Origin of the sequence: Massilia sp. Root133 (genome assembly GCF_001426525.1) — a bacterium.
Taxonomy (GTDB): domain Bacteria; phylum Pseudomonadota; class Gammaproteobacteria; order Burkholderiales; family Burkholderiaceae_D; genus Telluria; species Telluria orientalis.
The window spans coordinates 13,028-36,281 of record NZ_LMEW01000011.1 but is presented as its reverse complement, the minus strand read 5'-3'; the positions used below and the strand labels follow the sequence as shown (position 1 = coordinate 36,281).

Here is a 23,254-nt window from a genome sequence, read left to right as displayed (position 1 = left end):
CTGCATCCGCCCGGAAGGAGGGTCAAACGCCGGAAAGGCTTTGCGACGCTGTTTAGCGGTGATTACTAAACTGGCCGCGCTTGATGGTCAAACGATGCTGCCCGCCGCGCGGGCAGCGGCGCGCGGCGTTTTAGTAAAGCCGCCCGTCAGCGCTGCGGTTCGAAGAACAATACCTCGCCTGTCGCGGTGGCCGCAATCAGCTGGCCGTCGTACCAGGCCGGCGAACCGACGAAGGCGCCGAGGCGCTTGACGTATTCGACGGCCGAATACAGCGCATGCGGTCCGCCCTCGTACATGTGCTTCGTGTCCAGCTTGCCCGTGGCCGTGTCGATCACGCGGCCATCGTTCACGGCAAGCGCATCGCCGCGCCACGACCAGCGCGCGCGCCCGGTCGCCGCGTCGAGCGCGTGCAATTCTCCCTTCATCGACGCCGCCACGACGACGTCGGCCACGCGCAGCGGCGACGCGAACGTCCACACCTTCGTGTCGAAGCGGTAGCGTTCGCGGCCGGTGCGCTTGTCCAGCGCCAGCAGCAGGCCGGTGTCGGACGTGCCGACGTACACGCTGTCGCCGTCCACCGCCGGCGTGCCGACGACCCAGCTGCCCTGCGCGTCGTAGCGCCACTTCGGCTGGCCGCCGGCCGCATCGAGCGCGTAGAAAAAGCCGTCGCGCGAGCCGACGTAGACCGTGTCGCCATCGACGGCGGGCGACGACTGGATGCCGAACATGATGCTGGTCTTCTGCTCGACGCCCGTCTGGTGGCGCCAGCGCTGCTCGCCCGTCCGTGCATCGAGCGCATACACGGCGCCGTCCCAGCTGCCGACGACGATGTTGCCGCCGGCGAGCGCGGGCGACGAATGCACCATGCCGCCCGTGCGCCACGCCCAGGCCAGCTTGCCGTCCTTCGTGTCGAGGGCATACACGTGGCCGTCGCTGCTGCCCACGTAGACCTTGCCGTCATGGACCAGCGGCGACGACAGGTACAGGTCCCACGGGTCGGGCACGGGCTGGCCGTCGCGCGGCATGCCGAACATGCCGTGCGCGGCGAACACCGCCTCGCCCTGCGTGCGGAAGGTCCACCGCGGCGAGCCGTCGTCCGCCTTGAGCGCATGCACGCTGCCCGCGCGGTCGAGGAAGTAGACGGTGCCGCCGGCCACCGCGGGCGTCGACGCAATGCCGCCGCGCGCGTGATACAGCCACTGCAGGGTACGCGTCTTCGCATCGAGCGCGTACAGGTTGCCGTTCTCCGCGCCGACGAACACGCGCCCCTGCGCCGCCACGGGCGACGCGTGGATCGCCGCGTGGACATCGAACCGCCCCGCCAGCCTGAAACCCTTGATGGCGCGCGTCTCGCCGGCGGCACGACCGGTGTGCGCGGGGTCGCCCATGAACATGGGCCAGTCGGCGGCGAACGATGGGGTGGCGAGGAAGGCAAGCAGCAGGGCAAGGCGGCGCATGGGGATTCCTGACGTTGGGATGCCGCCATTCTAGAGGCGGGAAGCGCGCGCAATCTTCAGGGAGGCTTCACGGCCGATAGGCGCGCCGGCGGCGCGTCGCTATACTTGCGCTCCATGCGACTCCTACTCGTGGAAGACGACCTCGCGCTGGGCCGCGCGCTGCAGTCGGTGCTGCACAACGACGGCCATGACGTCACCTGGGTGCGCCTGGGCAGCGACTGCGCGCGCCTGCTGGACGAGCGCCGCCACGACGCGCTGTTGCTGGACCTGGGCCTGCCCGACGGCGACGGCGTCGCGCTGCTGCGCCGCCTGCGCGCAGCCGGCCACGTGCTGCCCGCCGTCCTGATCACGGCGCGCGACAGCCTGCAGGACCGCCTCGACGGCTTCGACGGCGGCGCCGACGATTACCTCATCAAACCCTTCGACATCCCCGAGCTGCTGGCGCGCCTGCGCGCCGTCGTGCGCCGCGCCGGCGGCGCGCAGGCCGACACGCTGTGGCAGGTCGGCGACCTGGCCATCGATACGCGCAGCATGAGCGCCACGTGCCGCGGCGCGCCCGTCAACCTGTCGCGGACGGAGTTCGCGCTGCTGCACGCGCTGGTGCGCAACCCGGACCGCATCGTCACGCGCGCGGAACTCGAACAGGGCGTGCTGCCCTACAGCGAGGGCCAGACGCTGGACGTGCATATCTCGAACCTGCGCAAGAAGATCGGCGACGGCTACATCCGCACCGTGCGCGGCGTCGGCTACATGGTGCGCCATGACGGCGACCGCTAGCGTGTCGCCGCCGAAGTCGCTGCTGCGCCGCCTCCTGATCGGCTTCATGCTCGTCATGCTCGCCATCTGGCTGGCGGCGCTGGCCCACATCGCCTGGCAGGTGAAGGTCGACCAGGCGCGCCAGACGTCCATCGTCAACCGCGCGTGGACGCGCCAGATCATGCTGAACATGCAGTCGCTGCCATCCGACCCGGCGGCGCTGGCGCGCATCGGCCGCGGCATCGAGGCGCTGCGCCTGGACATGTTCCGCGAGACGGGCTTCGAGACGCATGCGCAGACCCGCGTGTGGCTGAACGGGCAGCTCGTGTACGACTCGGACCCGGACGCGCCGCCGGACGACGGGTGGGTACGCTGGGTCGAGCGCGACGCCGCGCGCGGCATCGTGGTCGAGCGGCGCGAGAAGCCCAACGTCGACTGGGTGTTCACGCCGTCGGCCGCCAAGTACCTGTTCTCGCCGCTCGTCTACAGCCTGCCGTTCGTGTTGCTGCCGGCCTGGTTCATCGTGCGCGTAGGCCTGCGCCCGCTGCGCGCGATGGCGCAGGCGCTCGAAGCACGCGGTGCGGCCGAGCTGGCGCCGCTGCCCGCATCGCCCTACCGCGAACTGGCACCCGTCGTCGATGCGGTGAACCGCCTGATGCGGCGCCTGTCCGAGCGGCTCGCGCGCGAACACGAGTTCCTCGCAGACGCCGCGCACGAGCTCAAGACGCCGCTGTCGGTCGTGCAGCTCAATGCCCACCTGCTGGAAGCGTCGACCGACGCGGCCCGGAAGACCGAAGCCGGTGCCGGCCTGCGCGAAGGCGTCGCGCGCGCCACGCACGCGGTGCACCAGCTGCTCGCCTACGAACGGGCGCGCCAGGAACCGACGGACGCGCCGCTGCAGGACCAGGACCTGGCCGCGCTGCTGCGCGAACGCATCGCCGTGGCCGCGCCGCTGGCGCTGCAGCGCGGCGTCGACATCGAATTGCGCGCATCTGCCCCCGTCATCCTGCCGCTGCACCGCGAAAGCATGGCCGCCCTGCTCGACAACGTGGTCGGCAACGCGATCAAGTATTCGCCGGACGGCGCGCGCGTGGACGTGAGCCTCGACGCCGGTCCATGCATCACGGTGTCGGACCAGGGTCCCGGCATCCCGCCCGCGCTGCGTGCCCGGGTGTTCGAACGCTTCTACCGCGTGCCCGGCCAGGACCAGGCGGGCAGCGGCCTCGGTCTCGCGATCGCGGAACGGGCCGCGGCCCGCAACGGCGCCCGCATCACGCTCGACGGCCGCCCCGATGGGCGCGGACTGGCCGTGCGCATCGCGTTCGGCGTGAGCCACCCCGAGCGCATGCTATAGTGGCCGGGCTCCGCTCCCTCACCATGAACGTTTCTTCGCCCGATCGCCTGCGCACGCGGCTCGCGCTGCTGCTGCGCGCCAATGCCATCCTGCTGTGGGCGGCGCTCGTCGGCTGCGCCGGCGCGCTGGCGACGCTCCTCTTCCGCGACGGTCTCACGCTGCTGCAGGCGCTGCTGTTCGGCCGCAGCGGCTCGTTCGTCGACATCGCGACCGCACTGCCCTGGCAGGCACGCCTGCTGATGCCATGCGCGGGCGGCCTGCTGGCCGGCTGCGTGCTGGTGCTGGCGCGCCGCCATGCCGGCGGTGCGCGTGCGGACTACATGGAAGTGGTGGCCGTCGGCGACGGCAAGGTGCCGGTGCAGCTTACGCTCGTGAACAGCGTATCGTCGCTGCTGTCGATCGCGTCCGGCGGCTCGATCGGCCGCGAAGGCTCGATGATCCAGCTGGCGGCGATGAGCGCGTCCGTCATCGGCCGCATCGCCCGTTTCAATACGGAGCGTCTGCGCCTGCTCGTGGCATGCGGCGCGGCGGCGGGCATCGCCGCGGCCTACAACGCGCCCATCGCCAGCGCGTTCTTCGTCACCGAGATCATCCTGGGCGCCATCACCATGAACAGCCTCGGGCCGATCATGGTCGCCGCCGTCGTCGCCAACATCACCATGCGCCGCCTGCCCGGCTATCACCCGACGTACGAGATGCCCGCGTTCGCGCCCATCGCCAACCTGGAGGTCGTGTGGTTCGTCGCGCTGGGCGTGCTCGCGGGACTGATCGCGCCGGCCTTCCTGGTCGCGCTGCAGCGCACGCGCGGCCTGTTCGCCGACAGCGGCCTGCCGCTGCCGCTGCGCCTCGCGCTCGGCGGCCTGGGCGTGGGCGCCATCTCCATTTGGGTACCGCAGGTCTGGGGCAACGGCTACAGCGTCGTGAACGCGCTGCTGCACCAGTCCTGGCTATGGCAGGCCGTTCTCGTCGTCCTCGTCTGCAAGATCGCGGCGACGCTGCTCACCAGCGGATCCGGCGCCATCGGCGGCATCTTCACGCCCACGCTGTTCGTCGGCGCGGCCGTCGGCCATTTGTTCGCGCTGGTGCCGCAGGCGTTGACGCCGGAAACGGCCGCCGCGCCGGCCGCGTTCGTCGCCGTCGGCATGGGCGCCCTGCTGGCCGCCGCGACGAGCGCGCCGCTGATGGCGATCCTGATGATCTTCGAGATGACGCTCAGCTATTCGTTGATGCTGCCGCTGATGCTGGCCTGCGTCGTCGCCTTCGGCGTCGCGCGCGCCGTGAACGGGCCGTCGATGTACGAGATCACGGCCCGCCGCGTGGCCGACGAGCAGGAACGCGAACGCCTGCGCGCGATCCGGATGCAGGAACTGATCCGCCCCGCCGACACCGTCCTGCCGCTCGATGCCTCCATCGCGCAGGCCGCCGCGCTGTTCCGCCAGCATCCCGTGAAATACGTCTACCTCGTCGACACCGCCGGGCGCTACCGCGGCGTGGTGGCGCTGCACGACGTGGCCGCGCTGTACGAGCGGGACGAGGCATCCTCCCGCACCTGCGCCGACATCGCCCGGCCCGACGCCCTGCCCGTCGTCACGGCCGACATGGGCCTGGACGACGCGCTGCGCCAGTTCATGCGCCACTTCGGCGAGCGGCTGCCGGCCGTGCGCAGCGCGCTCGACCCCGAGCTGCTCGGGGCCGTGCACAAGACGGATGTGCTGGATGCGTATGTCAGGCTGAATCGGGCGCCGCTGGGGATGCAGGTGGAGGCATAAACTGCTTGCACATATATTGTGAGATCGATAACATCGAGAGATTACCCACTCTTCCGCGTATCGGTCCATGAGTACACTTACCCGCCGTCGTTTGCTTGGTTCAGCCGCCCGACTGGCGGCCTCGCTTCCCATGCTGTCCGCCTTCGGCAACGCGCAGGCGCAAGCCGCGGCGCGCCACGACGTGCGCGACTACGGCGCCCGCGGCGACGGTAAAACGGTCGATTCCGGCGCCATCAACGCCGCCATCGAGGCGGCGGCCAGGGCCGGCGGCGGCACCGTGCATGTCCCGCCCGGGCGCTACCTGTCCGCATCGATCCGGCTGCGCAGCCGCGTCACGCTGCATCTGGAGGCGGGCGCGGTGATCGAAGCGGTGGACTGGAAGGTCGCGCCGTACGACCTGCCGGAACCGAATGCCGCGGGCGGCAACTACCAGGACTTCGGCCACAGCCACTGGAAAAACAGCCTGATCTGGGGCATCGGCCTGGACAGCGTTGCGATCACCGGCACCGGCCACATCGATGGCAAGGGACTCAATCCGGGCTACCGGAAGCTGCCCGACGGGAGCATACGCTACGACGCGGACGGCGGGCCGGGCGAAGGCAACAAGGCGATCGCGCTACGCGAATGCAATAACGTCCTGTTGCGCGACTTCGGCATCTTGCGAGGGGGCCATTTCGGTATCCTGGCGACCGGATGCAGCAACGTGACGGTCGATAATCTACGCATCGATACCAATCGCGACGGCATGGACATCGATTGCTGCAGCAACGTGCGCATTTCCAGGTGCAGCGTCAATTCGCCCTGGGACGACGGCATCTGCCTGAAGGCGTCGTATGCACTGGGCCGGATCGCGGCCTGCGACAACATCACCATTTCGGATTGTTACGTGGCCGGGAATTTCGACGTCGGCACGCTGCTGGACGGGACATTCAAGCGCAGCACACCCGACTACCACTCGGGCCGCTTCGGGCGGATCAAGCTGGGCACGGAATCGAATGGCGACTTCAGGAACATCACGATCACCAACTGCATTTTCGACGATTGCCGCGGCCTCGCCATCGAAAGCGTGGACGGTTCGCACATCGAAGACCTCACGATTTCCAACATCACCATGCGCAAGGTGGCCAACGATCCGATCTTCATCTGCCTCGGCGCACGCCTGCGCGGGCCGGATGCGCCGCCGGTCGGGACCATCCGGCGCGTCAACATCAGCAACATCGTCGTCTCGGGCGCGCAGGCGGGTTTTACCAGCACGATCAGCGGCCTGCCCGGTCATCCGGTCGAGGACATCCACCTGTCGAACCTGCGCTTGCACGTCGAAGGCGGCGGCACGGCCATGCTCCGCGACGCGGTCCCGCTGGAAAAGCCGACAGCGTATCCCGAGCCGGGCATGTTCGGGCCCTGCCCGGCCTATGGCCTGTACGTGCGCCATGCGGCCGGCGTCGACGTCGGCCACGTCACGGTGACGTATGCGCAGCCCGACGCGCGCGCCGCCTTCGTGCTGGAGAACGTGCGGGACGCCGTCTTCAGCGCGGTCAACGCCCAGCCGGGCAGCGGCGGCGCGGCGCTGTTCGACTTGCGGTCGGTGACGGACTTCACAGTGCGCGATGCGCGCAGGGTCCAGGACCAGCACGTTCCCGGCACCGTGCAGCGCAAGCGCATCTGATTCAGTAGGCGAGCGACCCCTCCAGGGCGGTCTGCACCAGCGCATCGATCTCGCCGGTGACGTTGGTCATGGTGCTCGCGACCACGGCAAACTCCCTGCCGACGTCGCCGGCGCGCGCAGCGACGACCTGGGCATTGAAGGCGACCATGCGCGCCTGCCGCGCGATGGTCTTGATGTCCCCCATCAATTCCTGCATCTGCCGGCGCTGCAGCAGGGCATGGCGCTTGGACTGTTCCTCGTACACGAGGGTCAGCGCATTGAGCACGGTGAGCAACGGCGTCGCGCTGCGCACCAGCTCATCGAGCAGCGCGGGCGCACGCCGCGACGTCGTGCCGATGGCGTCCAGCGTACTCTCGGCCAGTGCGATGAAGTCGCGGATGATCTGGTCGCCCCGCATCGTGCCGAAATACGCGTCGCGCAATTGCTGGCAGAAGATGCCCGGCAAACCCTGCTTGCCCTGCACGAGCGTGATGTGCGCGTCCCGGAAGGCCGCCAGCGTGTCGCGCGCCGTCTTGTCCGCGCCGTCATGGCCGAGCGACGCCAGCACCGAATACAGCACAACCCGCTGCGACGTGAAACGGCGCCGGCCGGACAGGTTGATCAGGGCGCCGAACACGTCGCCGGACAGTTTGACGTCGGGCTGGGCGTTGGATGAGGTGGGAAGAGTGTCTGCGTGCATCCTGGGCTCCGATCGGGGTAGCCGCCGGCGGCGGCTGATGCAGTAGCTGATGCAGGTTTTATGCCAGCCAGATTCGTGGCTGCTGTAGTTACATGCACTAACTTGAATCAAACCGGGGAGAGGATTTGCACCCGGGGCGTGAGCCAGCCCAAATTTTGGGCAGGCTCGCCCGTTTGTTCACGATTTTTTCTTGTTCACGTAACGTGAACACGCTGAAAAGATGAACATAATGTATGATTGTTCATATCTTGGCCATGTTCACGTAACGTGAACGCTGAAGAACCATGAACAACCTGTTTATCCCTGGGAGTGAAACCGCATTCATCGCAAGCGCTCTGGAAGCGCTGCACGACTCGACGCGCATCCAGGGGGAAGTCCTTGATATGCCGAATGACGATACCGTTGCTGCGGTCCTCCTTACGATCAATGGTCGAAAATTACGATACGACTGCGAGATCAAGAAGAAAGTCGATCGGTATGCGCTACCGCTCAACCTGTTGAACAGGCTCGGCAACGCGCAGCGCGCCTTGCTGGTCAGTTCCCCGCTCAGCCCTGACATGGCAACCCGTTGCCGCGACATCGGCCTGCAGTTCATCGATACGGCGGGTAATGCCTACATCAATGACGGTGCTGGCATTTACATTTACGTGACGGGCAGACGCGGTGACGCTGAAATCCAATTCCCGGCCAACAATACGATGACGCCGGGGGCGCTTCGGATGATGTTTGCCGCCTTGGCCGAGCCCACATTGCTCAATGCGCCCTACCGGGACATCTCGATGCACGCACGGATAGCGATCGGGGCCATCAGCAAGGCGTTCGATACGCTGGAATCGCGTGAATTAATCGGCTCGACGGCCGACGGCAAGCGCATGATCCGCACGCCGGAACTGTTTCTGAACGAGTGGGCCAGTGGCTATGCTGGTAGGCTCAAGCCCAAGCTTAGGAAATACCGTTTCGCAATCGATAATCTCGACGAATTCCTCAACTGGAGCCCTGGATTCAGGCTTTCGGCGTGGGGTGGCGAACCAGCAGCCATGATCCTGACCGGCCACCTCAAACCCCAGGAGTGCACGGTCTACATCGACATGGACGACCCGCACGCGCTCAAAGACATCGTCAAAAGCTTCCGTCTACGCGCGGATCCCCGAGGGCGCATCGAAATCGTCGAAATGTTCTGGAATCCGGATCACTTCGCTGACTCATTCCCGACTGTACCACTGCACCTCATCTATGCGGACCTGATGGCAAGCCACGATTCACGCAACATTGCCGTGGCACGCCAGCTCGTGCCCGGGATCATTCAGCATGTACACGATACGACTCGATAAACCCTTCAATCCAGTACTTCTCGAGATCCTGTCCACGGTTCGGTCGGTAACGGGACAGCTCGGCTGCGATTATCTTCTCGTCGGCGCAACCGCACGCGACATATTGATGACCCATGTGTTCGGCCTCGACACCCCGCGGGCGACTCATGACGTCGACTTCGCCATCGCACTCGATCACTGGGAGCGTTTCAACGCACTGAAGGCTGCTCTCGTGGCCACCGGCAGCTTCACCCCGGCCGCAGACAGAATACATCTATTGCATTACAAGCCCACGGAATACGGCAACGCGTTCCCGCTGGATGCGCGTCACCGGTTATGCCGAAGCCTTGGCATCAGCACTGGACGTGGAGGTAGATAACGGCCTTGTCATCCGGGTCGTATCGATTCCAGCGCTTGCCGCGCTCAAGCTGCTGGCATGGGACGACCGCGGGCTGCAAGACAACAAGGATGCCCAGGATCTCCTTTTCCTCCTCCAGCACTACCACGAAGCAGGGAATGGCGACCGCATGTATGAGGAGGCATTTGAATTACTCGAAGCCGCCGGATTCGACCTGCCCCTGGCCGGTGCGACCCTGCTCGGCCATGACACGCGTGTCATCTTGCACGACGACTCATTACACGCCCTGCTCGCCATCCTGGCCGACCCGCGCAAACGCGACCGCCTTCTCGTCCACATGACCCGCTCTGCCGGCATCGAATCCGATATGGCGGACAAGCTGCTGAGCCAGTTCGAGCTCGGGCTTCGAAACTAATTGCTCCGCGCGCCGTCGCATAGGCGGCAATGAACTGGTCGGCCTGATCGGCCGCTATCTTGTAGCGGACTTATTCGATCACCGTCCTGGTCTCCTGTTATTCAAGCCATGGCAAAGTAAAGAAAAACCCGCTGTTCTTCCGAAGAGCGGGCTTTCATCAGCGGACGACGAGGTCGCACTTAGAACGGAATATCGTCATCCATGTCCGAGAAGTTCGGTGCCGGTTTCGGCTGCGGACGTGCGGCCGGGGCCGGCGGGGCCTGGCGCGGGGCCGGGCGGCTCGGCGCGGCGTCGTAGCCCATGTCGTCGCCACCACCGAAGCTGTCGCCGCCGCCCATGCCCTGGCGGCCGCCCAGCATCTGCATGTTTTCAGCGATGATGTCGGTGGCGTAGCGCTCGATGCCGTCCTTGTCGGTGTACTTGCGGGTCTGCAGGCGGCCTTCCACGTAGACCGACGAACCCTTCTTGAGGTATTGGCCGACGATTTCGGCGAGGCGGCCGAAGAACGAGATGCGGTGCCACTCGGTCAGCTCTTTCTGCTCGCCGGTGTTGCGGTCCTTCGATTTGTAGGACGTGGCCACCGCGATGTTGGCGATGGCGTCGCCGCTCGGCATGTAGCGAATTTCCGGATCGCGGCCGAGATTGCCGACGATGATGACCTTGTTAACTGATGCCATTTTGTAAAGCTCCTTTGGATAGTCCCTGACTCTGCGTGTTGTCTAAGCGTTAGGGAAACATGTTGAATACGGCCCGCTATTATGCTGGTCAGTCGCATGAGAAAGCAACTGATTCCGCACTGATCGGGCACCCGGGTTACAGCACCTGATCAGACCTCGAAGATGGGGGCGAAGTGCCCGAATTGGAAGAGATGCGCATCAATACAGCCGGACGAAAATTTTTCCGCTTATTTTCGTTTTCTGGTGAGTCTGCCATTGAAACGCGCCGCTCCCGGACCACATACGATACGCGCACGTTGTACCGGAACGGCAGATCTTGACAGGTCGTCATATCATGCTACCAAGCCTCGCAGACTTTTTCGAGCGCCGGCATACCACTGTAAATAAAAACAGGTAAACTAGTGCGCTTTCCCGTTCGGCCCGCTCACCTGTGCCATTCGTGCGCCGGCCCCGCAACCATTCGAAAGCCTTCAAACAACAATGGAAGAAATCCGTATCCGCGGCGCCCGCACGCACAATCTCAAGAACATCAACCTCGACCTGCCGCGCAACAAGCTGATCGTCATCACCGGCCTGTCGGGTTCCGGTAAGTCGTCGCTCGCTTTCGACACGCTGTATGCCGAAGGCCAGCGCCGCTACGTCGAATCGCTGTCGGCCTATGCGCGCCAGTTCCTGCAGCTGATGGAAAAGCCGGACGTCGACATGATCGAGGGCCTGTCGCCCGCGATCTCCATCGAGCAGAAGGCGACGTCGCACAACCCGCGTTCGACCGTCGGCACCGTCACCGAGATCCACGACTACCTGCGCCTGCTGTACGCGCGCGTCGGCACGCCTTACTGCCCGGACCATTCGGACGAGCCGCTGGCCGCCCAGACCGTGTCGCAGATGGTCGATGCCGTGCTGGCCATGCCGGAAGGGACCAAGCTGATGATCCTGGCGCCCGTCGTGGCGAACCGCAAGGGCGAGCACAGCGACCTGTTCGAGGCGATGCAGGCGCAGGGCTTCGTCCGCTTCCGCATCCAGAGCGGCACGCACGCGGCCAAGATCTACGACGTGGACGACCTGCCGAAGCTCAAGAAGACGGAAAAGCACACGATCGACGTCGTCATCGACCGCATCAAGGTGAATGCCGAGATCAAGCAGCGCCTGGCCGAAAGCTTCGAAACCGCGCTGCGCATCGCGGACGGCCGCGCCGTCGCGTACGAGATGGACACGGAGAAGGAGCACATCTACTCGAACAAGTTCGCGTGCAACGTCTGCGGCTATTCGCTGCAGGAGCTGGAGCCGCGCCTGTTCTCCTTCAATAACCCGATGGGCGCGTGCCAGGAATGCGATGGCCTGGGCCATATCGAGTTCTTCGATCCGAAGCGCATCGTCGCATTCCCGAACCTGTCGCTGGCGTCCGGCGCCGTGAAGGGCTGGGATCGCCGCAACCAGTTCTACTACCAGATGCTGACGAGCCTCGCGTCGCACTATGGCTTCGACCTCGACAAGCCGTTCGAGCAGTTGCCGAAGCCCGCGCAGGACGTCGTGCTGTTCGGCTCCGGCAAGACGTCGGTGCCGTTCGCGTACGTGAACGAGCGTGGCCGCACGGTGATGCGCGAGCACACGTTCGAGGGCGTCGTCAACAACCTGCAGCGCCGCTACCGCGAGACGGATTCGATGGCCGTGAAGGAAGAGCTGGCGAAGTTCATCAACGAGAAGGAGTGCCCGTCGTGCGGCGGCGCGCGCCTGCGCACGGAAGCGCGCTACGTCAAGATCGGCAACGGCAAGCAGCAGCGCGCCATCTATGAAGTGGCGAAGACGCCGCTGCGCGACTGCCTGACCTATTTCGACGACCTGAAACTGACGGGCGCGAAGAAGGACATCGCCGAGCGCGTGATCAAGGAAATCGTCGCGCGCCTGAAATTCCTGAACGACGTCGGCCTCGATTACCTGTCGCTGGACCGCAGCGCGGACACCCTGTCGGGCGGCGAAGCGCAGCGCATCCGCCTCGCGTCGCAGATCGGCTCCGGCCTGACGGGCGTGATGTACGTGCTCGACGAGCCGTCGATCGGCCTGCACCAGCGCGACAACGACCGCCTGATCGCCACGCTGAAGCACCTGCGCGACATCGGCAACAGCGTGCTCGTGGTGGAACACGACGAGGATGCGATCCGCACGGCGGACTACATCGTCGACATGGGTCCGGGCGCGGGCGTGCACGGCGGCGCCGTGATCGCCGAGGGCTCGCTCAAGGACATCATGAAGAGCAAGGAGTCGCTGACGGCGGCTTACCTGTCGGGCAAGAAGAAGATCCACGTGCCGAAGAAGCGCACGCAGGCCGACCCGGACCGCCAGCTCGTCATCACGGGCGCGACCGGCAACAACCTGAAAAACGTGTCGCTGGAGCTGCCGGTGGGCCTGCTGACGTGCGTGACGGGCGTGTCGGGTTCCGGAAAATCGACGCTCGTGAACGATACGCTGTACCCGGCGCTGTCGCGCCACCTGTACGGTTCGCAGACGGAACCGGCGCCGCACGAGGCCATCCACGGCCTGGAGCACTTCGACAAGGTGATCTCGGTCGACCAGGCGCCGATCGGCCGCACGCCGCGTTCGAACCCGGCCACGTACACGGGCGTGTTCACGCCGATCCGCGACCTGTTCGCGACGGTGCCGACCGCGAAGGAACGCGGTTATTCCGCGGGCCGCTTCTCGTTCAACGTGAAGGGTGGCCGCTGCGAGGCATGCCAGGGCGATGGCGTCATCAAGGTCGAGATGCACTTCCTGCCGGACGTGTACGTGCCCTGCGACGTCTGCCACGGCAAGCGCTACAACCGCGAGACGCTCGAAGTCCAGTACAAGGGCAAGAACATCACCGAAGTGCTGGACATGACGGTCGAGGATGCGCACGAGTTCTTCAAGCCCGTGCCGGTCATCGCGCGCAAGCTGCACACGCTGCTGGACGTGGGTCTCGGCTACATCAAGCTGGGCCAGAGCGCGACCACGCTGTCGGGCGGCGAGGCGCAGCGGGTGAAGCTGTCGCTGGAACTGTCCAAGCGCGACACGGGCCGGACACTCTATATCCTCGACGAGCCGACGACCGGTCTGCACTTCGCCGACATCGACCTGCTGCTGAAGGTGATCCACCGCCTGCGCGACCAGGGCAACACGCTCGTCATCATCGAGCACAACCTGGACGTCATCAAGACGGCGGACTGGATCGTCGACCTGGGTCCGGAAGGCGGCGCGGGCGGCGGCACGATCGTCGCGCACGGCACGCCGGAAGACGTGGCGGACAATCCGGCCAGCGTCACGGGCAAGTACCTCAAGCCGCTGCTGAAAGCCTGACCGTCGCCCCCGCGGAAGCGGGGGCCCATGCTGAGCGCGCGGGCCTGCGGCATCGAGCCGACACTACGCAGGCTCAGTATGGATTCCCGCCTGCGCGGGAATGACGTACTTCCTACTCCAACGTATAAAACGGCTGGTGCACCCGCACCGGCCGCACGTCCATCCTGATCCGGTAGATCGAATACGCGTCCTCGCGGTTCGTCACGTATGCCGCGGTGTCCGGCACGCGCGTGAATGTGAACTCGAACCCGCGGTCCGGCGACTGGCTGTCCGGCCCTTCGAACGCCACGCCGACGGCCCGCTGCAGATCGCTGTCCACCAGTTTCTCGAGCAGGTCCGCGACCGCCGTGTTGCCGAGGATGTCCGTATAAAAGATCGGCGCACGGTGCTCGACGTACTGCCGGTCCACGGGCTCCTTGCCCGGCCCCGGCGCGTACGCGCGCGTGGCCAGGTTGAACCGGTCGCCGCTGTCCAGGTAGCTGATGCGCGCATTGGCGAGATTGAATCCCGGCTTCGTCTTGTCCGTCGTGGCCCCGGCCAGGTCGAGCACGAGCGCGCCGCGGTAGCCGATCACCGTGACGTCGCGCGCCGGTCCCACGACGGCGGCCGTGTTCTCGTCGATGCCCAGTCCCAGCGTATAACCCTTGGCCAGCATCGCCGGCAGCATGCGGCCGAAGCGGCCGCGCGCGAGCAGGTGCTGGTCGACGAATACGTCGTCGCCGATGAAGCCGAGTCCCGACGCCACGTCCTTGCCATCCGCCACGCCGTTCTTCAGCACGGGCATCACTTCCAGCGGCGGGTCGTAGAACATGGTGCTGCTCATGATGGCGGCGCCCGCGCTCGTGCCCGCGATGACGCCGCCGCGCCGGTACAGCGCCCACAACGCGTCCAGCACGGCCGTGTTGCTGCCGTCCGCGCGCCGCAGCGAGCCCGTGATGCGGGCTTGATCTCCGCCGGTGAAGAACGCGCCGCCGGCCTTGCGGATCGCCTCGGCCAGCGCGGGATCGTCCGCGGCCTTGCGCACGTCGGTCCCGGCCAGCATGGGCGCGACCGGGACGACGAACGCGCGCGCGCCGTAGCGGTTCAGCGCATCCACCGTGAGCTGGGCTTCCTTCGCGGGCGTCTGCGCGGCCGTCGGGAGCACGGCGATGCGCGCGCCCTTCCCGCCCGCGAGCGCGACGATCTTCTCCCACACCTCGGCGTTGTTGACGCGCAGGCCGCCGCCGATGATGACCAGCGATCCTTTCGACGGCCCGGCGTCGGCCGCCATCACCGCGCCGGCGCATACCGCCAACGCCAGCGCGACACCCAGTTTCTTCAGCATGTCAGCGGAACGAATAGTTCACGCTCACGAACGCGCTGCGGCCGCGCGGGTCCGTGTAGCTCGGGTCGTACCCGGCCAGGAAGAACCAGGCCTGGTTCGAGAACGGCGGATCCGCGTTGAACATGTTCAGCACGCCCGCGCGCACCTTGAGCTGCTTGCTGATCGTCCAGCTGCCCGTCAGGTCCCACAGCGAGTAGTACTTCACGTGGTTCGGCGGCAGCAGCGTGTCCGTGTACGGGTCGTAGGTCGTGTTCTGGTCCGTGTAGCCCATCGAGTACTGGTTCGCCAGCGTGAGCGTGACCGGGCCGTTGTCCCATTCGAAGTTCACGCGGTGGCGCCATTTCTGGATCGCCTGGTCGTTCAGGAACACGCCCAGGTTGGAGCGGAACGGCTCGGCGGGACCGAACTGGCGGTCGTAGTGCAGGATCAGCGTGCCGGACAGGTTGACGCCGAAGCGGCCCCACGGTCCGCGCTCCGACCGCCAGTCGCCGGCGATGTCGAAGCCCGACGTCCTGAGCTTGCCCTGGTTTTCCTTCATCAGCAGGATGTTGGAGATGAAGCCGTCCTCGTCGCGCTGGATGTACTTGCCGTTGTAGGCGGCCGGGTTTTCGATGATGACCTGTTCGCCCAGGGTGCTGATCACGTCGCGCTTCTCGATGTTCCAGTAGTCGATCGAGAGGCTCGTACGCTTGACCGGTTCGAACACGACGCCCAGCGAGAACTCGCGCGATTTTTCCGGTTTCAGGTCCGGATTCGAGCGGCGTTCCACGTTCCACTGGTCGGTACACGTGTCGATGCTGCCTTCCTGCTTGACGCATTGCGGGTCGGTCAGGATGCCGGCCGTCGTGCCGAAGATCGTCGGGCGCTTCAGGTCCGACAGCGACGGCGCGCGGAAGCCCGTGCCCGCTGACGCGCGCACCAGCAGCGACTGCATCGGCTGCCAGCGCAGGCCGATCTTCGGATTGGTCGTGTTGCCCACTTCGCTGTAGTGGTCGTAGCGCACCGCGAACTGCATCTCGAGTTCCTTGGTGAACGGCGCGACCACCTCGGTGAACACGGAGGCCACTTTTCTCGTGTTGTCCGCCGTTTCGACGTCGGCCAGTTCGCCGGCCGGAATGGTGCTGTCGCGGTCACCCTGGATGTTATTCGAGCGCAGCAGGTCCGACGGCCTGAACGTCTGGTGCTCGTGGCGCAGTTCGCCGCCGACCGCCAGCGCCAGGTCGCCGCCGGCCAGCGTCGTCAGGGAGCGCGACATCTTGCCGTCGAGGGAAGTCGACACGCCCTTCGCATTGCGTGCTTCGTCGTTGACCCGGATGCTGTTGACGAGGTCCCGGCCGGCCTGCGACGACGGCCCGAACGGATTGATCGCGCCCGAGCGCACGCCGGCCTCGAACTGGTCGTACAGGAAGTAGCCGTCGACGTACTTGTCGATGGCCTTGTTCTCGGCGCGGCCCAGCGCCACGTCGTAGTCCCAGCCTTTGATCGTGCCCGTGGCACCCAGCAGCAGGCGCTGGCCGGTACTCGTCACGTCGTTGGTACGGTTGCCCGCTTCCGCCATCCGGTAGCGGATCCGGTTGACCGTGGCCGGCAAGCCGGGCGCCGACAGCGCATTGCGGTACGCCTCCGGCAGGATGCTGACGGGCAGGTTGCGCAGGGTCGACACCGGGTTCGGCGACAGCACGTATTTGGTCTTGGCCTGCGTCTGCACCAGTTCCGCGAACAACTGGTTGTCCGGATCGAGCTGGAAGGTCGCGCGGCCGATGAAGCCGATCTTGCGCGAGTCCGGATAGATCTCCGTGTCTTCCATGTAGTCGTAGCTGCAGCCGGCCACGCCGCCCGGCCCCTTCTCGGCATACACGGTGGCGGGCGGATTGCACTTCGGCGCGCTCGGGTTGACGCGGCTCGCGCGGCTGCCGGCCGGCAGCAGGCCCGCGCCGATCAGGGCGGCACGCTGCGCGGCCGAGATGTCGATATTGGCCGGGAAAGTATTGCTGGACATCTGCGCCGGCAGCGTCGTCGCGAGCGGATGCTCGGAGATGAAGCGGCGCTGGCCCGAGCGCAGGCGGTCGAGCTGCTGGATGTCCAGCACGCCGAACACGTTGAAGCGGTCGGTGCTCAGGTCGCCCGTGCCGCCGCTGAGGCTCAGCGTCTTCTTGCCTGCCCCGCCCTGCTGCGTGCCCGCGGCCGACGCGGCCAGGTCGATGCCCGTATAGTCCTTGCGCGTGATGAAGTTGATCACGCCGCCGATGGCATCGGTACCGTAGATCGCGGATGCGCCATCCTTCAGCACCTCGACGCGCTGGATCGCCCCGGCCGGGATGTTGTTCAGGTCGACGCCCGAGTTATCGCCGGGCGACGCGAAGTTGGCGAGACGGCGCCCGTTCAGCAGGATCAGCGTGGACGACACGCCGAGGCCGCGCAGGTTGGCGCCGTTCAGGCCGCGCTGGCCGGACGTGCCGTCCGTGATACTGGGGCCGTCCGTCACCGGCGCCGTGTTCGCGCTGATGTTCTTGACCAGTTCCGCGGCCGTCGTCGCGCCCATCTTCTCGATGTCCTCGCGCGAGATCAGCTGCACGGGCAGCGCGGTCTCCGTGTCGATGCGTTTGATCGACGAACCGGTGATCTCCACGCGGTGCATCTTCGGTTCGTCCGCCTGCGCCTGCGCATAGGCGTGCTGCGACGTCAAGACGGCGACGGCCGCCGCGAGGATGGTGGGTTGCAGGGCTCTCGAAATGTGCTTGGTCATGCGGTGCTCTCCCTCTTGGTGTCTTGTGGTGACTCAGGTTTTTTTGACGAGCTTGCGAATCTGGTGTTCACCGTGGAGATACGCGGCGATCGCCTCGGTGTGGCGGGCCGCCTTGGCCACGTTGGCCTTGTTGGACGTCATCAGCGACACGGCCAGCGCCTCGATGACGGCCAGCGCGGCGCTCGAACTGCTGGGCAGCACCGGGTGCGTGCTGTGCGCATACAGCACGTGGTGCCCCAGTTCGGCGAGCGGCGACGCGGGCGAATCTGTGATCGAGACGATCGTCGCGCCGGCATCGCGCGCGAACCGGGTCAGCGACGCGGCGTCCAGCGTGTAGCGCGGCAGCGAGATCACGACCAGCACGTCCTTGCCGGTGATCGTGGCGAGGTGGCTCGCCGCGACTTCCGTACCGCCGCTCGCCGCCGCTTCGACGACGTGGCGGCAGAACGGCTGCAGATGCATCGCGAGCGCGCCCGCGAGGAACGACGACAGGCCGAACCCCAGCACGTACACGGTGCGCGCCCTGGTGAGCACGGCGCCGATGCGGTCGATCTGCGTGCCGGCCAGCGCGCGGCTCGTGGCCGTGATGGCCGCTTCCGCATAACCCAGGCTTTCCAGCGCGGGCGACGCTTTCGCAGCGCGGCGCGCGATCGTGCTGCGCAGCTTTTCGACGGGCTGCAACACGGACTGCAGCGTTTCCGCGACCGCGCCCCGCATCGCCGCGTAATTCCTGAAACCGAGGTCGCGCGCGAAGCGGCTGATGGTCGCCGTCGACACGTCGCACGCATCGGCCAGTTCCTCGATGCCGAGCGCCGTCACGCGCACCTGGTTGCGCAGCACGTAATCCGCGATCGCGCGGTTCGACGTCGACCCTTCGGCCAGCACCCGCAACAGCGACTGGCCGAGCGAAGACTCGGCGAAACCGATGTCGGGAGAGGCGCTGGACGGGGCGGCAGGCGTCATGTGACCGGATGTCAATGAGTTAATGTTTTTTAATGTAAAACAGGTGCGGCGCCCAACTCAACAACATTTTGAAAATAATCTTTCATCGATTTACGTTGTGTAAAAATTCATACATAATCGGCCGCAGACCCGCCGCCAGGAGACACGTCCGCATGCATACGAAGACCCATCCGATCGCGACCGAACCGGGCGTCGCCAGTTACCAGCTCACGTCGTACCACTACGGCAGCGCGGGCAGCGGCGGCAAGGTCTATATCCAGGCATCGCTGCACGCGGACGAGGTGCCCGCGATGCTCGTCGCGCACGTCCTGCGGCGCGAACTCGAACGGCTCGATGGCGAGGGACGCATCCGCGGCGAAGTGATCCTGGTACCCGCCGCGAATCCGATCGGGCTGTCGCAGATCGTGCACGGCGCGCCGTTCGGGCGCTTCGACCTCGGCACCGGTACCAATTTCAACCGCGCCTTCCGCCACGTCGCCGACGAATTGAAAGATGCGCTGGCCGGCCGGCTCGGGCTGGATTCGGCCGCGAACGTGGCCGCGATCCGTGCGGCGGCACGCGCCGCCGTCGAACGGTGGGAGCCGCAGGACGCAACGCAGGTGCTGAAAAAAACGCTGCTTGGGATGGCGATCGACGCCGACATCGTGCTCGATCTGCACTGCGACAACGAGGCGCTGCTGCACGTCTATACCGGTCCCGCGCTGGCGGACCGCGTGGCGCCACTGGCGACGCTGCTCGGCGCGCGTGCCTATCTGCTGTCCGCCGGTTCGGGCGGCGAACCGTTCGACGAGGCCTGCAGCAAGCTGTGGTGGGACCTGGCCGCGCACTTCGGTCCAGAGATACCAATTCCACCCGCCTGCGCCGCCGTCACGGTCGAACTGCGCGGCGAGATGGACGTGCGCTACGATTACGCGGAACAGGATGCGCACGCGCTGCTGCAGTTCCTCGCGCGCGAAGGCGTCGTCGACAACCCGCCGGCGCCGCTGCCCGCGCCGCGGTGCGCGGCGTCGCCGCTGGAAGCCGTGGAACCGCTGCACGCGCCGCAGACGGGCGTGCTCGTGTTCCTGAAAGCGCTGGGCGACGAGGTGAAGGCGGGCGACGCCGTCGCCGACATTGTCAACCCGGTCACCGGCGACACGGCGACCGTGCATGCGAGCCGCGACGGCCTGCTGTTCGCGAGCACCGCACACCGCCACCTGCTGCGCGGGATGCACATCTGTAAGATCGCGGGGACGACGCCCTTCCGTTCGGGTTCACTTTTGAGTCAGTGATCATGCGACTACGAATTCCCAATACCTTCGTGCTGCTGTTCGCGATCCTCGCGCTGATCGCGCTGGCGACGTGGTTCATCCCCGGCGGGAAGTACGACACGCATCTCGTGAACGGCAAGCAGCTCATCGACCCGGCCTCGTTCCACTATGTCGAGAGCGCGCCGCAAGGCCTCGTTGCGCTGATGAAGGCGCCCATCAAGGGCTTCGTGGAGGCGGCGCAGATCATCGGCTTCGTGCTGGTCGTCGGCGGCGCGTTCGCGGTCGTGCAGAAGACCGACGCGATCGACACGGGCATCCGTTCGATCGCCCGCATGCACGAACACTCGGCGCTCGTGCGCGCGGCGCTGATCCCCGTCTTCGTCACCCTGTTCTCACTGGGCGGCGCCACGTTCGGCATGAACGAGGAGGCGATTCCGTTCGTGCTGATCTTCGTGCCGCTCGCGCTGGCGCTCGGCTACGACACCATCACCGGCGTGTCGATCCCGTTCCTCGGTTCGCAGGCCGGCTTCGGCGCCGCCTTCCTCAATCCGTTCAACGTCGGCATCGCGCAGGGCATCGCGGGCGTGCCCGTGTTTTCGGGGATCGGCTATCGCCTGATCGTGTGGGTGGCGACAACGTCCGTCACGATCCTGTTCCTGATGTGGTACGCGGCGCGCGTGAAGCAGAACCCCACGCTGAGCCCGACCTATGTGCTGGACCAGACGCGGCGCCTTGAACAGCCGGCTGCCACGGGGCTCGACCGCATGACGGGCCGGCACAAGGCAGTGCTGGCGATCTTCGCGCTGGCGCTGGCGGCGATGGTGATCGGCGTGGTGAAGTTCGACTGGTACATCGACGAGATCGCGGCGCTGTTCTTATCCATGGCGATCGTCGTGGGCATCGTGGGCCGGCTGGGGTCCGACAACTGGGTGGCGGCCTTCATGCAGGGCGCGAAGGACCTGGCACCGACGGCGCTCGTGATCGCGATCGCGCGCGGCACGATGATCCTCGCGCGCGACGCCCACATCATCGACACGATGCTGCATGGCCTGATGCCGCTCGTGCAGTCGAGCCACCCCGTATTCGCGGCGCAGAAGATGTACCTGATCCAGTCGGTGATCAACTTCTTCATCCACTCGGGTACGGGCCAGGCCGCGCTGACGATGCCGATCATGGCGCCGCTCGCGGACCTCGTGGGCGTCACGCGCCAGACCGCGATCCTCGCTTTTCAACTCGGCGAGCTGTCGACGCCCATGATCCCGACGTCCGGCATCACGGTCGGCGTGCTCGCGCTCGCGCGCGTGCCATGGATCACGTGGGCCAGGTGGATGATCCCGCTGCAGCTGATCTACCTGGTGCTGGCCCTCGTGCTGCTCGTGCCCCCCTGCCTGATGCAGTGGAGCTGAGCGACATTACTTCGCGATCTTCACCAGGACCACGTCGTTCGCGCGCATCGGCACCTGCACGTTCGCGGTGCCGTTCGCCGCGACCTTCACGGTGCGCGTCTCGGGCTTGTCGACCGTCAGCGCCTGCAGCTTCGCGAGCTGGTCGGCCGCCAGGGTTTTCGGCTTGCCCATCTCGATGTAGGCCGTGTACGCGTCATTGGCCTTGAAGCCCGTGCGGTACACCTGGACGTGATACGTGCCCGGCTTCATGCCCTTCAGCGACAGCGTCAACGGCGTGCCGTTCTTCGTCGGCTGGACGGCGCCGAAGAACGGGCGGTTGGTCTTCTTGCCCATGTCCGGCGTCTGGAAGTCCCACGCCAGCACCTGCACGCCGTTCGCGTCCTTCGTCACCCAGCTTTGCTTGTCGGCGGTCTGCACCTGCTGGTCGCCCAGCTCGTTCATGTACTTGTAGGCGAACCAGGCGGGTTTGCGGATGCCCTGCGGATTCATCAGGCCGAAACCGCCTTCGAACGGCGCGGTCGGCGGACCCGGTTCCTCGAACAGGTCCGTATAGGTCCAGTAGCTCATGCCCTGCGCGATGCCTTCCGTCGCCTTCAGCTTCGACAGGATGTAGGCGGCGCTGATGTACGAATCGTGCACCAGGTCGCGCGGGTTGTAGCTCGTGCTCCATTCCGTGAAATACAGCGGCAGCTTGGGCAGGTACGACGCTTCGATCTCCTTGCGGACCTTGCGCACGTCGCCGACGATGCCGTCCGGCGACGGCGACAGCTTCTGGTCGCCCTGGCCGTTCTCGTCCAGGAAGCCGCCGTCCACGCCATAGGTGTGCGTGGCGATGAAGTCGACCGCGGCACCGCTCTTCTGCGTGTGCGCGAGGAATTCCGGCACCCAGGCCGCACCCGCCGTCGCCGGACCGCCCACGCGCAGCGTCGGGTCGATCGCCTTGATGGTCTTCGCGGTCACGTCATACAGGTCGAAGTAGGCCTTCTGGTCGGCCTTTTCCCAGAAACCGTCCAGGTTCGGCTCGTTCCACACTTCGAAGAACCAGGTGCGCACTTCGTCCTTGCCGTAGCGCTGCTGCACGTGACGCACGAAGGCGTCGACGAGGCCTGCCCACAGTTCCGGTTTCGGGTGCGAGGTATTGCCCTTCCAGTAGAAGATGCTGTTGTCCGACGTCTTCATCGCTTCCGGCGTGAAGCCCAGCTCGACGAACGGCTTGATGCCCATGCCCAGCAGCTTGTCGTACAGGTAGTCGATCTTCGTCCAGTTGTAGACGGGTTTGCCGTCGACGACCTTGAACGTGCCCAGCACGTCGTGGAAGATGCCGTGGAAGCGGATGTAGCGGAAGCCCAGCTCATCCTTCGCGATCTTCAACTGGGCCAGGCTGTCGTCGCGGATCAGCGTGCCCGGGTAATCGGAACCCACCGACAGGTCGGCGGCATGGTCGCGCGGGACGGTCGGCGCGTTCGCGTCGATGACGATCTGGCGCGCGGCGTCGGCGGCCATGGCGGGCAATGCGAATGGGGTGGTGAAAGCCAGCGCCAGAGCGGCGCGCAGCACGGTGCGGCGGTGTCTCATGTCTATTGTCCTTTTACGTCGAAGCTCGCTTATCTCTAAGATGTTTGCGCTAACAATGCGAGTTGACGAAAGGATAGAGGATAAGCCGCATTTAGTAAAATCAAAAACCCAAATGATTTTCCACAATGTGATGATTTAAATTCGTTAAGGAAGCGATACGCGGCGACCGCGCTCCGAACCGTGTCACCTCCTCCCAGTCGCGCTTCCATTTCTTGCGCC

At 66.0% G+C, this 23,254-nt stretch carries 17 protein-coding genes; 10 read left to right on the top strand and 7 right to left on the bottom strand.

The features are described from left to right. Nucleotides 1-146: 146 nt before the first annotated feature. Nucleotides 147-1,457 carry a PQQ-binding-like beta-propeller repeat protein gene (locus ASD28_RS10405; protein WP_056126879.1) on the bottom strand — a complete coding sequence of 437 codons (1,311 nt, stop codon included), beginning with the start codon at nucleotides 1,455-1,457 and terminating at the stop codon, nucleotides 147-149. A gap of 114 nt (nucleotides 1,458-1,571) precedes the next feature. Here ASD28_RS10405 and ASD28_RS10400 point away from each other — a divergent pair, with 114 nt between their 5' ends. The 4 genes from ASD28_RS10400 (at nucleotide 1,572) to ASD28_RS10385 (ending at nucleotide 7,002) form a co-directional block, all read left to right on the top strand. Then, nucleotides 1,572-2,234 (top strand): response regulator transcription factor, encoded by a 663-nt coding sequence (locus ASD28_RS10400; protein ID WP_056126878.1) that lies wholly within the window; start codon nucleotides 1,572-1,574, stop codon nucleotides 2,232-2,234. After that, nucleotides 2,218-3,567, top strand: coding sequence for an ATP-binding protein (locus ASD28_RS10395; RefSeq protein WP_200949001.1), 1,350 nt, complete (start codon nucleotides 2,218-2,220; stop codon nucleotides 3,565-3,567). The genes ASD28_RS10400 and ASD28_RS10395 overlap by 17 nt, the downstream gene beginning before the upstream one ends. Before the next feature lie 23 nt (nucleotides 3,568-3,590). Continuing rightward, a complete protein-coding gene (locus ASD28_RS10390) occupies nucleotides 3,591-5,336 on the top strand; it encodes a ClcB-like voltage-gated chloride channel protein (RefSeq protein ID WP_056126876.1) in 1,746 nt (581 codons plus the stop codon). A gap of 130 nt (nucleotides 5,337-5,466) precedes the next feature. Continuing rightward, entirely contained in the window at nucleotides 5,467-7,002 is a 1,536-nt protein-coding gene (locus tag ASD28_RS10385) for a glycoside hydrolase family 28 protein (RefSeq protein ID WP_056126875.1), read from the top strand. A 1-nt stretch (nucleotide 7,003) separates the two neighbouring features. Here the strand turns inward: ASD28_RS10385 and ASD28_RS10380 are convergent, their stop codons facing one another. After that, nucleotides 7,004-7,681 (bottom strand): methyl-accepting chemotaxis protein, encoded by a 678-nt coding sequence (locus ASD28_RS10380; RefSeq protein WP_056126874.1) that lies wholly within the window; start codon nucleotides 7,679-7,681, stop codon nucleotides 7,004-7,006. A 284-nt stretch (nucleotides 7,682-7,965) separates the two neighbouring features. Here ASD28_RS10380 and ASD28_RS10375 point away from each other — a divergent pair, with 284 nt between their 5' ends. Genes ASD28_RS10375 through ASD28_RS10370 form a run of 3 tightly spaced genes read left to right on the top strand, consistent with a single transcriptional unit; the run spans nucleotide 7,966 to nucleotide 9,764 of the window. Further along, nucleotides 7,966-9,012 (top strand): type IV toxin-antitoxin system AbiEi family antitoxin, encoded by a 1,047-nt coding sequence (locus tag ASD28_RS10375; RefSeq protein WP_056126873.1) that lies wholly within the window; start codon nucleotides 7,966-7,968, stop codon nucleotides 9,010-9,012. Next, on the top strand, nucleotides 8,990-9,370 hold the full coding sequence (locus ASD28_RS31765) for a nucleotidyl transferase AbiEii/AbiGii toxin family protein (RefSeq protein ID WP_156403943.1): 381 nt from the start codon (nucleotides 8,990-8,992) through the stop codon (nucleotides 9,368-9,370). The genes ASD28_RS10375 and ASD28_RS31765 overlap by 23 nt, the downstream gene beginning before the upstream one ends. Further along, the gene (locus ASD28_RS10370; protein WP_056126872.1) at nucleotides 9,312-9,764 is read left to right on the top strand and encodes a nucleotidyl transferase AbiEii/AbiGii toxin family protein; all 453 of its coding nucleotides are present in this window, start codon (nucleotides 9,312-9,314) and stop codon (nucleotides 9,762-9,764) included. Before ASD28_RS31765 ends, ASD28_RS10370 begins: the two co-directional genes overlap by 59 nt. A 179-nt stretch (nucleotides 9,765-9,943) precedes the next feature. Here the strand turns inward: ASD28_RS10370 and ssb are convergent, their stop codons facing one another. Further along, nucleotides 9,944-10,441: a single-stranded DNA-binding protein gene (gene ssb, locus ASD28_RS10365; protein WP_056126871.1), complete on the bottom strand. Its 498-nt coding sequence runs from the start codon at nucleotides 10,439-10,441 to the stop codon at nucleotides 9,944-9,946. A gap of 480 nt (nucleotides 10,442-10,921) precedes the next feature. Between ssb and uvrA the strand changes: the two genes are divergently transcribed. After that, complete coding sequence (gene uvrA, locus ASD28_RS10360; protein ID WP_056126870.1) at nucleotides 10,922-13,771, top strand: excinuclease ABC subunit UvrA; 2,850 nt, start codon at nucleotides 10,922-10,924, stop codon at nucleotides 13,769-13,771. A 112-nt stretch (nucleotides 13,772-13,883) separates the two neighbouring features. Here the strand turns inward: uvrA and ASD28_RS10355 are convergent, their stop codons facing one another. From ASD28_RS10355 to ASD28_RS10345, 3 genes are read right to left on the bottom strand one after another with little or no spacing between them, the layout of a single operon-like run. Next, nucleotides 13,884-15,095: a cyanophycinase gene (locus ASD28_RS10355; protein ID WP_056126869.1), complete on the bottom strand. Its 1,212-nt coding sequence runs from the start codon at nucleotides 15,093-15,095 to the stop codon at nucleotides 13,884-13,886. A 1-nt stretch (nucleotide 15,096) separates the two neighbouring features. Further along, nucleotides 15,097-17,841, bottom strand: coding sequence for a TonB-dependent receptor (locus ASD28_RS10350; RefSeq protein ID WP_056126868.1), 2,745 nt, complete (start codon nucleotides 17,839-17,841; stop codon nucleotides 15,097-15,099). Nucleotides 17,842-17,874: 33 nt separating this feature from the next. After that, on the bottom strand, nucleotides 17,875-18,804 hold the full coding sequence (locus tag ASD28_RS10345; RefSeq protein ID WP_056126867.1) for a MurR/RpiR family transcriptional regulator: 930 nt from the start codon (nucleotides 18,802-18,804) through the stop codon (nucleotides 17,875-17,877). Nucleotides 18,805-18,956: 152 nt separating this feature from the next. Here ASD28_RS10345 and ASD28_RS10340 point away from each other — a divergent pair, with 152 nt between their 5' ends. Both ASD28_RS10340 and ASD28_RS10335 read left to right on the top strand, forming a co-directional pair. Continuing rightward, on the top strand, nucleotides 18,957-20,075 hold the full coding sequence (locus ASD28_RS10340; RefSeq protein ID WP_056126866.1) for a succinylglutamate desuccinylase/aspartoacylase family protein: 1,119 nt from the start codon (nucleotides 18,957-18,959) through the stop codon (nucleotides 20,073-20,075). 2 nt (nucleotides 20,076-20,077) lie between these two features. Continuing rightward, nucleotides 20,078-21,460, top strand: coding sequence for a YfcC family protein (locus tag ASD28_RS10335; RefSeq protein WP_056126865.1), 1,383 nt, complete (start codon nucleotides 20,078-20,080; stop codon nucleotides 21,458-21,460). Nucleotides 21,461-21,466: 6 nt separating this feature from the next. On the opposite strand, the gene ASD28_RS10330 is transcribed toward ASD28_RS10335, so the two are convergent. Then, nucleotides 21,467-23,035, bottom strand: coding sequence for a beta-xylosidase (locus ASD28_RS10330; RefSeq protein WP_056126864.1), 1,569 nt, complete (start codon nucleotides 23,033-23,035; stop codon nucleotides 21,467-21,469). Between the last annotated feature and the right edge of the window lie 219 nt (nucleotides 23,036-23,254).